General features: G+C 72.3%; 5 protein-coding genes. All 5 read right to left on the reverse strand.

From position 1 onward, the window contains the following. Positions 1 to 60: 60 nt before the first annotated feature. Entirely contained in the window at positions 61 to 3708 is a 3648-nt protein-coding gene (locus AB0K02_RS30470; RefSeq protein WP_365995800.1) for a LamG domain-containing protein, read from the reverse strand. A 23-nt stretch (positions 3709 to 3731) separates the two neighbouring features. Continuing rightward, complete coding sequence (locus tag AB0K02_RS30475) at positions 3732 to 5213, reverse strand: VCBS repeat-containing protein (RefSeq protein ID WP_365995801.1); 1482 nt, start codon at positions 5211 to 5213, stop codon at positions 3732 to 3734. A gap of 522 nt (positions 5214 to 5735) precedes the next feature. Beyond that, positions 5736 to 7271, reverse strand: coding sequence for a VCBS repeat-containing protein (locus AB0K02_RS30480; RefSeq protein WP_365995802.1), 1536 nt, complete (start codon positions 7269 to 7271; stop codon positions 5736 to 5738). A gap of 532 nt (positions 7272 to 7803) precedes the next feature. After that, on the reverse strand, positions 7804 to 10458 hold the full coding sequence (glgP, locus tag AB0K02_RS30485) for an alpha-glucan family phosphorylase (RefSeq protein WP_365995803.1): 2655 nt from the start codon (positions 10456 to 10458) through the stop codon (positions 7804 to 7806). 259 nt (positions 10459 to 10717) lie between these two features. Then, positions 10718 to 12001 (reverse strand): flavin-dependent oxidoreductase, encoded by a 1284-nt coding sequence (locus AB0K02_RS30490; RefSeq protein ID WP_365995804.1) that lies wholly within the window; start codon positions 11999 to 12001, stop codon positions 10718 to 10720. Between the last annotated feature and the right edge of the window lie 21 nt (positions 12002 to 12022).

Below are 12022 nucleotides of genomic sequence, written 5' to 3' on the forward strand. Positions count from 1 at the left end.
GAGGAGTCCGAGCTTCCGCCGGGGCAGCGACTGCAGCGCGGCGGCCCGACCGCCCGGGGCTCACATGTCCGGCAGGGCCATCGGGTTGGCCATCTGCTGGATCGCGGTCTTGTCCGCGGCTCCGCTGTAGACGCGGACCTCGTCGATCGCGCCCGCGAAGTACTCGCTGCCGCCGCCGAGTGCCGAACGGCCGACCTGCAGGGCGCCGGTGGCGGCCCACAGGGTGTCGTCGGACCCGTGCGCGATGTCGGCGAGCTGGCCGTTCACGTACAGCCGTATCTCGTTGGCGAACGCGTCGTACACGACGGCCAGGTGCTGGCCGGCCGGATCGCTGTCCGGGAGCTCCTGGTTGTCGGTGAACGACTTCACCGTCGCCGTGGCCGAGTCGGACTCGGCGACCGCGAGCTCCCACATCGACGGGGTCTCGGCGTCCGGGGCGGGCCGGTAGCGGACCGCGAGGCGGTTGGCCGCCGTACCCGGCAGCGAGAGGACCGTCTGGGCCTTCTCCGAGTAGGGCGTGGTGATCAGGGTCCGGGCGCTGACCGTGAAGCTGCTCGCTCCGGTGACCGGCGCGGTGGCCGTGGACGCGTAGTCCCCGTCACCGTCGAGCACCAGGTGGCCCGCCCCGACGAGGGGGTACGGGTCCAGCGACAGCGGGTCGGACGGCGGACCCATGACGGCGGCGTTGCCCGCCAGCGTCAGCGCCTGTCCCGTCCCCGTGTCCGGGGACGAGCCCGAAGTGGCCGAGTCCAGCTGCCAGTAGTTCTTGCGCTGCGGCTTGACCGTCATCATCTCGGCCACCTGGGCGGCGGGCAGGACGCGGTCGAAGACGCGGACCTCGGCGAGGTCGCCGTCGAAGTTGTCGCGGTAGCCGCTCTTCGCCGTGGTGCGGCCGAGCTGCAGCGGGCCGTAGGACCGCCACACCGAGCGGCGGGAGGCGACGCCCTTGGAGTCCTTGTTGACGTAGAGCCGCAGTTCGGACTTGGTGGCGTCGTAGACGCCCGTCAGCTGGACCCACTGGTTCGGCACCACGCTGACGCCGGTGGCGACGGCCTTCCACTCGCCGAGCGAGTCGACATCGGTCACCGGGACGGAGAACGCCCAGGTGCCGGCGGTGTGGTCGTAGCCGAGGGTGAAGCCGGGCTCGCCGGTGCCGTCCTGGCTGACGACGGCCATGTCACGGGTCGGGGTGCCCTCCGGGCGGACCCAGGCGCTGACGCTGAAGCTCTTCGAGGAGTCGAGGACCGTCTCGTTGACGTCGGCGTAGGCGGCGGAGGTGCCGTCGAAGCGGGCGGCCGCGTCGACCTTGCCGCCGGGACCCTCCACACCGAAGGTGACGCCCGTGCCCGCGTTCGCGGAGAACGCTCCGGTCTCGTCGTGCGCCTCGGTGCTGGTCGGCGCGTCGGCGAGGTTCCACTGGGCGGTGACGGGGGTGCCCTCGGTCACGAGGAACTCGTAGTGCGCCTTGGTGCTCGGGTTCTCCGCCTTGTCGACGGCGATGACGTCGACCCAGTGGCGTCCGGAACGCGTCGGCATCCAGCTCACGGTCGCGGGACCGCCGGCCGTGGTGGCGGGGACCGTGGTGGCCGGGGTGGCGGTGCTGTCGAACGCGTACCGGTACTTGACGATGTCCGTGTCGGGCACGGAGTCGTTCGGGTTGGGCGAGAAGGTGAACGAGCCGTAGGTGCCGACGCCGTCGTGGTAGACGCTGTCGGACGGGTACTGCTTGGACAGCACGTTCGGCTTGCCCGGCAGTGTCGCGTCGTAGACGAACTCGCAGCGCACGGACTCGCCGTCGGAGCTCCACGGACCGTAGCCGTCACCGTCGTAAGCGCGGGCGCTCCAGTAGATGACCGTGTTCTGCGGGATCGTCGACCTGACGGTGTGGGTGAACTTGGTGCCGGAGGTCGGCGCCAGCCAGGTCGGGGTGAGGTACGTGTAGCTCTTGGCCTCCTTGGTGACCGGGTCGGTCCAGTCGACCTTGAACTCGACCTTCACCTTGTCGGTGCTGGTGCTCGTGTGGTCCGGGTCGCTGGCGATGGCCTGGAGCTGCGGCGGGACCTCGGCGTACGGACGGCCCGCGCCGGAGGTGCACACGCCGCCGGGGTTCTGCGACAGCGAAGTGATCTTCCGCGGCAGGTTGTTGTAGCTGATGGAGAGGTAGGCGTTGCCGCAGATCCGCTTCCACTCGGGCAGCCGGGTCTCGTCGGCGGCGCGCAGGCCGAGCGTCATGGAGGACCAGCCTTCGGCCGCGGCCGTCTTCACCTCGGTGGTCAGCTCACCCGTGACGCCGGCCTCGAAGTGCAGGTTGGCCTGGCTGGAGCAACTCGTCGGTGAGATCGCCTTGTCGACCGTGCCGATGTGGTCGAGCCAGTCGTCCGAGGTGTTGGACCAGCTGGAGGAGGAGGTGATGCTGTAGTTCTTGCCGCCGATGCGGTAGAGCCGGATCGGCTCGGCGGTCGGCGTGGCGCTGTAGATGTGCTCGACACGCGCGGAGAACGAGGCGCCGAGGATCTGCTTGCCCGAGTAGAACGACATCGGCATGGTGAACAGCAGCCGCCGCACCCCCACACCGTTGCAGGACACCGGGCTGTAGTCGGTGGGGCACTTGCCCACGCCCGCGCTGCCGGAGTACTTCCAGTCCTGCTCGCTCGGCATCCCCGACATCACGCCGGTCCACGCGGTGCGCGAGGTGGTGCGCTGGATCGGGTCGATGACGACCGGGAAGACGGTGTCCTTGCCCTTCAGCAGCTTCTGGTCGGGCACCAGGGACAGCTTCCCCCTGCCGACCTGGACGCCGAGCGGCGAGGTCTTGCCACCACCGCCGGGGCCCGCGAGCGCGGGCTCCGGGGCGACGGCCGGGGCGGGAGCCGCCTCCGCGGACGCGGCGGCGAGCGCCTTGGAGACGGCCTTGGGGCCCTGCTTCCTGGCGGCGGCCTCCTTGACGGCGGCCGAGTCCCACATGACGGGCTTGCCGGCCTCGAAGACGGTGCCGCCGACGGCGGCGTCCTCGGCCCTGAGCGCGCCGGTGGCGGCCTCGGTGACCTTCAGTCCGTCGGTCGTGAGACCCAGGTCGACCCGGGCGAGCCTCGGATCGGCTGCGGCCTCGGGCGTCTTGACGATCAGAAGGTGACCGAACCCGTCGGCCTCCGCGCGCACCGTGAGGTCCACGCCGGGCAGCGCGTCCTTGTACGTGGCCGTCTCACCGTCGAGGACGGGCGCCGGCAGCTTGCCGTACGGCCAGGTCAGGGACAGCTCGCGGCCCGCCTGGTTCATCGTGACGAACGGCTTGCCGGCCGTGCCGTCCGAGAACGACAGGGCCACGGCGGTCGCCTTCGGCGCCACGCTGCCGTCGGACCGGCGCACCAGGGTCTTGTCGATGTCGACCCACGAGCCGTCCTGGAAGGTGCGGATCGGATCGGTGTACTCCCGGGCCGTGAACGTCCCGTTGGGCTCGGCGTAGATCTCGCGGCGCGCGGTGCGCATGCCGAGGATCTCGATCTTCTTGTTGCTCTTCTTCGCGACCGCGAGGGCCTCGGCCTCCGTCTGCACGGGGGTCCCCGTGCCGACGGCGGCCTGCTTCGGTGCGGCGTCCGCACCGTCCGGGTTGTCCGGCAGCGCGTGGAAGCCGCCGGTCAGTACGGCGCCGGCCGCCACCGCGGCGATCGCGCCGCGCAGCACGAGGCCGCGTCGTATACGTCTGGACACGTGTCCGTTCTCCTTGTGGTTCATCAGCGGACCGCCGCGCCGAAGGCGGTGCCGCCCGCGGGGATGCCGCCCTCGCCGGGTCTGAATGTCTGCGTGGGCGCGCCGCCGTTGGCGACGTTCCACGGGAAGAGGTGGACCGCGTGGCCCGCCGCGGGCCCGTAGGGCATGCCGACGTACAGCCCGCCCGAAGTCGCCGAGAGGCTGAGTCCCGCGAGCTGGGTGGGGGCCGGTTCACCGGGGATGCCCCAGCCCGGGTCGATCCAGGAGTCGGACGCTCCGGGCGCGCCGACCATCGGCACGATGTGGACGCCGCCCTTCTCGCGGTGCTCCTCCGACGACTCCTCACCGGGGACGCCGATGGCGAGCCGACTGTTGGCACCGGAACTGGTGCTGCTCGGCGCGGTGTTGACGGCCGCGAGGCGCTGACCGAAGAAGTCGCCCGGCTCGCTCTCCTGCTCGACGTCGGCAGTGTCCTGCGCGATCCAGGCCACCTCCGAGAAGGTGCCGGAGGCCGTGATCCGGAAGGTCTGTACTGCACCGGCATCGACGGTGGTCGCCAGGTCCTCACCGGGTACGCCGACCGCGAGGAGCGACTCGGTCGTCGATGTGGCACCGGACGGACGGTAAGGAACCATGGCCAGTGCCGTGGCGAAGCCGTCGCCCGGTTCCTCCGCTCCGGAAATGGTGGTCTGGTCCTGCCCGAGGCCGAAGAGCGGCTTGGGCCAGCCGGAGACGAGGGTGTGGCTGAAGACCGTCGCGGCTCCGGCGAAGGGCGTCGTCCCGAGGGCCTCGCCCGGCGATCCGATCGCGAAATGGGTGGGAGAAGCGGTGATCGACGAACCGAAGCGGTCGTCGGTCTCCGCCACTCCGGGAACGGCCCCGCCGGCGTTCTCGAAGTCCTGGTGGATGCCGGCGACCGTCTGAGCCGCCCCATGGATGTAGACGGCGCCGCCGGCGTCCTCCACCGTGCCGATCGACTCTCCGGGGATGCCGGCGATGAGATACGGGGTCCCGGCGGAGGTCCTGCCTGCGGCCAGGGCGTACCCGACCCAGTCCCCCGCCTCGGCGGTCCCCGCGAGGGTCCTGCCCTCTCCCTGGATGTGTTCCTTCGGCACTTTGCCGCCGTTGATGCCCGCGGCGGACCCGTAGACGATGTGGACGGCACCCGCATCCGCGGCGGTGCCGATGTCTTCGTACGGCATGCCGACCGCGAGGTCGCTGCACCCGTCGAGGTCGGCGTCGTAGACGGCCAGGGCTGTGCCGTACTCGTCGCCCGCCTCGGGTCCGCCGGGCACGTTCGGCGAATCCTGGGTGAGTTCGTACGTCCCCTTGCCTCCGCCGTACACGATCCTGACGAGCCCGGCCCGTGCCTGGCCCGCGACGGTCGCCTCAGGATCCGCGATCGCCGTGTCGCGGATGCCGTCGCCGTTGAAGTCCGACTCCGCGCCGGAACAGCCGGCGGCGACCGCGACGCTCGCCGCCGGGCCGAGGCCCAGGGCGGACACGGTCAGGACGACGGCGCTCGCTGCGAGCGCCGTTCGTCGTCGGACTGCCCGCGGTCGCGGGCATGTTGGACTGCTCACTGAAATGGGTCCTCCCCTAACGCAGCCGGCTGATTTCCGCCGGCGGTTCCTGGTGCCACGCGCCCGTCCGGTCCGCGTGGCCGACGCCCTGCTCCCGTCCCCGCCGCCGTCGGCCGACCCGCCCTCGCCGTGCCGGGCCACACCGCCCGCCGTTGGCCCTGGCGGGTGGGGGCCGAAGCACCCTGCGGGATACGCCGGTTGACGGGGTGTGGTGCCTCGCGGGTACGGCACGGGTGAGAACAGCCCAGTCCGGGATGCCCGGTCCGCCCGGGAGGGCAGGGGCTGTTCCGGGGTCTGTCGGCCGCTCGCCGGCCCTGGGTCGTGCCGTCGGTGCCTGCCGCGGGCAGCGCACGGCCTGCTGTCCCGGGGCGCAGGCGTCGGGTGCGGCCCGCGGGGCGTCCGCGGGCCGCGTCTGCCGCCGACGGGGCGGCGGCGCCCGGTCGATCAGCTCAGGGACGCGCCGAACGCGACGTTGTCCACCGGGATGCCACCCTCACCCGGCCGCCAGCTCTGCGTGGGCGCGCCGCCGCCGGGGGTGTTCCAGGGGAAGGCGTGGACGGCCCTGTTCGCCACGGGCCCGTACGGGACACCGACGTACAGGGCGCCGGGGCTCGATCCGAGGCCCATGCCGGTGAGCATGCGGGGCGCACGGGTCGCGGGAATGCCGTTACCGGGCGAGATCCAGCTGTCCCCGGTTCCGGGGTCACCCAGCAGGGGCAGGATCTGCACCCCGCCCTCCTCCGGATACTCCTCGGTCGACTCCTCACCCGGGGCCCCGACGGCGAGCCGCATCGTCGCCGCCGTGCCCGTCACGGTCGGGGAGGTGTTGGCCGCGGCGAGCCGCTGGCCGAAGAAGTCGCCCGCCTCGGCCTCGCCCTCCACGCCCGGCTGGTTCTGGTCGATCCACTTGAGGTGCTGGACGGTGCCGTCGGCCTTGAGGTGGTACGTGTGCACGGCGCCGGCGTCGACGGTGGTCGCCAGGTCCTCGCCGGGTACGCCGACCGCGAGGAGCGAGTCGGTGTTGGAGGTGGCTCCGGCGGGGCGGTAGGGCGCCATCGCCAGGGAGGTGCCGTACTGGTCTCCGGCCTGGGCGGTGGTGTCACCGGTGCCGCTGCGGCCCTGCCCCATGCCGAACAGCGGGTCCGGGATCCCGTTGGTGTTGATCGACGGACGGAAGGCGATCACGGCACCGGCGAACTCCATGTTCTGCGTGGTGGTGGCCGTGGACTCACCGGGAGCACCGACGACGAAGTGGCGGTCGGTGGCGGCGATCGACGCGCCGAAGCGGTCGTTGGGCTCGGGGTCCTCCCACACGCCGGTGCTGTCCTGGGCGACGTGCGCCACGTTGTAGCCGGTGCCGTAGACGTAGTGGAACATCCCCATGTCCTTGCCCTCGGCACCGTCCTCGCCGGGGACGCCGATCACGAGGAAGGGGATGTTGGTGGCCGACCTGCCCGCGGCGACCGCGTATCCGACCCAGTCCTCCGCCTCGTAGCCACCGCCGAGTTTCCCGTCGGCTCCCTGCCGGAAGCCGTAGGTGCCGAGTCCGGCCGAGGCGACGCCGGTGGGCGAGCCGTAGATCAGGTGGACGAGGCCGGCGTCCTTGACGGTCCGGTCGGTCAGGTTGATGTCCTCGAACGGGATGCCGACGGCGATGTCGCTGCACCCGTCGTTGTTGGCGTCGTAGACGGCGAACGAGAAGCCGAACTGGTCGCCGGTCTCGGCTGCGTCCGACACGTTCGGCGAGTCCTGCGACAGAGCGAACGTGCCCTTGCCGCCGCCGTAGACGATGTGGATCTGCCCGGCGCGCTCCTTGCCTGAGACCGTGGCCTCCGGGTCCGCGAAGGCCATGTCGCGGATGCCGTCACCGTTGAAGTCGTTCTGGGCTCCGGCGCAGCCCACGGCTGCGGCCGCCTGCGGCACCGGTGCCGCGCCCTGCCCGAGCAGGGTGATCGCGGCGCCCAGAGCGAGCGCCGTCACCCCCCGGGCCGTACGTGTGCCGACACGCGGCATTCTTCCCCCCACCTGCTGTGCCGTGTGGCGTCCTCGACAACGAGAAGCACGGCATCCGTGTGACATGTCCACGAGGCAAGCCCGATCGGTCGTACGGGCGGCCTCATGCCTCTGCCGGCCGGTGCGGAGGTGGGGGACATCGCCGGCAGCACGTCGGTGCCGATACGGCCGAATGCCAAACGGAGCCACCCTGCTCCGCCGACTCCCGTCACATCCTGGTCCGAACCTTCGCGACCAGCAGAAGCGGAACCGGACTATGACATGAACGGCACAACCTCACAAGATCACATGTCCGACATCGACTCATCGGCGATCATCACGTCTTGATCACATCAGCTGCACCAGGGCGTCATGGAACGGTCACGAACCGGGCGCACTCGGCCCGACGGACTCCGCTCCGCGGCCACAGCTCAGCGGTGTGGCCGCGTCGATCCGGCGGCACAGCGGGCGCGGTCCTTGCCCGAACAGGGAAGGACCGCACCCCGAACACCGGCCGGGCTCAGCGCAGCAGGACGCCCGCCTCCCGCCCCGCCGCCTCCGGCGGCAGCGCCACCAGCCCCATGTCCGCGCCCGCCGGGATCAGGCGGTGGGCGGGCAGCACCCGCACCGTGTAACCGAACGGTCCCGTGCGGTCCAGCGCCAAGGGCCCCTCGTACACCCAGCGGCCCTCCAGATCCGGGCCGCTCGACGGCTTCAGCGGGAAGGTCTGGGCGTCACGGATCGCGTCGTCGGCGTCGACCCGGCCCGCCACCGCCTGCACCTCCACGTCATCCGGCCGCAGTTCACCGAGCCGGGCCTGCACCCGCAGGGTCAGCGTGGACCCGAGACCCGCCGTCGCCGCGGCACCCGCACCCGCGTCCTGGTCCACGGCCTCCACATGGTCGACCGCGACCTGCGGCCAGCCTGCCCGCACCCGCGCCTTCCAGTCCGCGAGCTCCACGGCGGCGGACGCGTCCAGGGCCCGGTGGGCCTTCGCGGCGGGGGCGTAGAGCCGCTCGACGTACTCGCGCACCATGCGGCCCGCGAGCACCTTGGGGCCGAGCGTCGTCAGCGTGCGGCGCACCATCGCGATCCAGCGGTCGGGCAGACCGCCCGAGCCCTGCTCGTAGAAGCGGGGCGCGACCCGCTCCTCGATCAGCGAGTACAGCGCCGCGGCCTCCAGTTCGTCGCGGCGGTCCTCGTCGGTGGCCGCGCCGTCGGCGGTGGGGATCGCCCAGCCGAAGTCCGGCTCGTACCACTCGTCCCACCAGCCGTCGAGCACCGACAGGTTGAGCGATCCGTTCAGCGCGGCCTTCATCCCGCTCGTGCCGCACGCCTCCAGCGGACGCAGCGGATTGTTGAGCCACACGTCGCAGCCCGGATAGAGCTTCTTCGCCATCGCCATGCCGTAGTCGGGCAGGAAGACGATGCGGTGGCGCACCTTCGGGTCGTCGGCGAAGCGCACCAGTTCGCGTACGAGCCGCTTGCCCCCGTCGTCGGCCGGGTGGGCCTTGCCCGCGACCACGATCTGGATCGGCTGCGTCGAGTGCAGCAGCAGCTCGGTGAGTCTGCGGCGGTCGCGCAGCATCAGCGTGAGCCGCTTGTACGACGGAACTCGCCGGGCGAACCCGATCGTGAGCACGTCGGGGTCGAGCACCCCGTCGATCCAGCCCAGTTCCGCGGTGCCGGCGCCGCGCTGCCGCCAGGACGCGCGCAGCCTGTCCCGCACCTCCTGCACCAGCTGCTCGCGCAGCGATCTGCGCAGCTCCCAGATGTCGGCGTCTGGGATGTTCGCGACGGCGTCCCAGCGCGAGGACCCGCCGACCGACAGGGCGTCCTCCGCGCGGCCCGCGCCGATCTGGCGCGCCCCCAGCCGGAAGACCTCGGGCGCGACCCACGTCGGCGCGTGCACGCCGTTGGTGATCGAGGTGATGGGCACCTCGGCCGCGTCGAAGCCCGGCCACAGGCCGGAGAACATCTCACGGCTGACGGCTCCGTGGAGCCGGGAGACGCCGTTGGCGCGCTGGGCCAGCCGCAGGCCCATCACCGCCATGTTGAACAGGCCCGGCTCACCGCCGGGATAGCTCTCGACACCCAGCTGGAGCACCCGGTCGACGGGCACTCCCGGCAGCTCGGCCCCGTCCGCGAAATGGCGGGCGACGAGCTCGCGGTCGAAACGGTCGATGCCCGCGGGCACCGGGGTGTGGGTGGTGAACACCGTGCCCGCGCGCACGGCTTCGAGCGCCGCGTCGAATCCGAGGCCGGCGCTCTCGCCCAGTTCACGGATGCGCTCCAGGCCGAGGAAGCCGGCGTGTCCCTCGTTGGTGTGGAACACCTCGGGCGCCTCGTGTCCGGTGATCCTGCAGTACGCGCGGACAGCCCGGACGCCGCCGATGCCGAGCAGCATCTCCTGGAGCAGGCGGTGCTCGCTGCCGCCGCCGTAGAGCCGGTCGGTGACGTCACGGGCGCCCGGTCCGTTGCCCTCGACGTCGGAGTCGAGCATCAGCAGCGGGACGCGGCCGACCCGGGCGACCCAGATGTGGGCGTGCAGCAGGCGGCCGCCGGGCAGGGCCAGGGACACTCCGGCCGGGGTCCCGTCGGCCTCCCGCAGCAGGGTGAGCGGCAGCTCGTTCGGGTCGAGAACGGGATAGTGCTCCTGCTGCCAGCCGTCACGGGACAGCGACTGGCGGAAGTAGCCGTGCCGGTAGAGCAGGCCGACACCGATCAGCGGCACGCCGAGGTCGCTGGCGGCCTTGAGGTGGTCGCCCGCGAGGATGCCGAGGCCGCCCGAGTACTGGGGCAGGGCGGCGGTGACGCCGAACTCCGGGGAGAAGTAGGCGATGGCGGTGGGGAACTCGCAGCCGCCGGGGCCGCCGTCCCCGGACTGGTACCACCTGCGTCCGTGCAGGTAGTCGTCCAGGTCGTCGGCGGCCGCGGCGAGCCGGCGCAGGAAGCGCCGGTCCTTGGCCAGTTCCGCCATCCGGGCGGCGGACACGTTCCCGAGGAGCCGCACGGGATCGCCGGCGACGGCCTGCCACCCCTCGGGATCGACGGAACGGAACAGCTCTTGGGTCTCGGCGTGCCAGGACCAGCGCAGATTGCGCGCCAGATCGCTGAGCGGTCGCAGTGGTTCGGGGAGGACGGGGCGGACGGTGAATCGACGAATGGCCTTCACAGGTCCCACCTTCGCAGGGGATGTACGCATCCGAGGGGACGCACGACGGTGTGCGCCCTTTTCCGTCGTCCTCGACCGTAGTCGCACCCCGTCCTCCCCCACCACGGCGCACGGTCCCTTTCGGGAGGCTCGGTTCGCCTCCGGGGCGCCTGGGCCCTTCGGCTCCCCTGGCTGCGCCGGGGGTGACCCCCACGCCACGACGCGGCCGGGACCCGTCGTCGGCCGCCGGGAACCGCCGCCACAGCAGCCGGCCACGGCCCTAGTGGGAGGTGCGCAATGTTCCCCCGTACGGGGAGCCCTGGTTCACGCTCCGCGGGTCGAACGCGCCGGTGGCCGCGTACCGTGCCGCGATCTCGGCGAGTTCGGACTCCGGGATCACGTCGCGGATGTCCGTGAATCCGCCGGGCGCACGCCGGTGCGCCAGATCGATGACGACCTCGGGGCCCTGCTGCCGGTTGGACAGCTGAAGCCGGGTCATGGCCGGCCGGCGGTCCGCCTCGTAGGCGGCGAGCGCGGTCACGGGGTCGCGGTGGCGGGCCAGCGCGTGGGCCAGCGCGCGGCCGTCGACGATGGACTGGGTCGCCCCGTTGGAGCCGATCGGGTACATCGCGTGGGCCGCGTCGCCGATCAGCGTCGTGCGGCCCATGGACCAGGCGGGCAGCGGGTCGCGGTCCACCATCGGGTACTCGTACGCGGCGTCGGCGGCGGCGAGGACCTCGGGGACGCTGACCCCGTCGAACTCCCAGCCCTCGAAGCGGCCCGCGAAGGTCTCCACGGGGACGGCCCGGTTCCAGTCGCCGCGGAAGGTGCCCCCGGCCGTCTCGGAGGGCGCGGCGAGCGCCCAGTTGACGAGGACGTCGCCGCCGTCGGCGGGCTCCGAGATCGGGTAGACGACCGCCCGCAGCCGGTCGTCTCCGGCGATGAGCATGAAGCGGCCCGCGCGGGCGGCCGGCACGCGGGAGATCCCGCGCCAGACGAGCATCCCGTTCCACGGCGGCTCCCCCTCGCCGGGGTGGAGCGCGGCGCGTACGGCGGAACGGATGCCGTCCGCGCCGATGAGCAGGTCCGGCTCCAGCGAGGCCCGGCCGCGCCGGGTGCCGTCGCTGTGCTCCAGGATGACGCGCGGGCGGCCGTCCGGGAGGGCGTCGACGCCGGTCACGCGTACGCCGCCGAGCAGGGCGCACTCGCCGAGCCTGGCCCGCACGGCCTCGGCCAGCACGAGCTGCAGGTCGCCGCGGTGGACGGACAGCTGGGGCCAGTGGTAGCCGGCCCCCAGCCCGCGCGGATCACGGGAGATGAGGCCGCCGCTGCGGTGGTAGTAGCGCAGCTCCCGGGTGCGTACAGCGCGTTCCTCGACGCGGTCGAGCACGCCGAGCGCGTCGAGTTCGCGCACCGCGTTGGGCATGATGTTCAGGCCGGCGCCGACGGGGCGGATCTCCTGAGTCGCCTCGACGACCGTGATCCGCTCGAACCCGGCCGTGTGCAGGGCGAGCGCCGCGGTCAGACCGGCGATGCCGCCGCCGGCGATCATGATGTGGGTCATGGGGACGGTCTCCTCGAACTC

The sequence above is a fragment of the Streptomyces sp. NPDC049597 genome (assembly GCF_040675505.1).
In the GTDB taxonomy this organism is placed as follows: Bacteria; Actinomycetota; Actinomycetes; order Streptomycetales; family Streptomycetaceae; genus Streptomyces.

What these genes read in the sequence shown, in the direction of transcription:
- AB0K02_RS30490 (WP_365995804.1), bottom strand. Translation starts at nt 12,001, where the DNA reads ATGACCCACATCATGATCGCCGGCGGCGGCATCGCCGGTCTGACCGCG.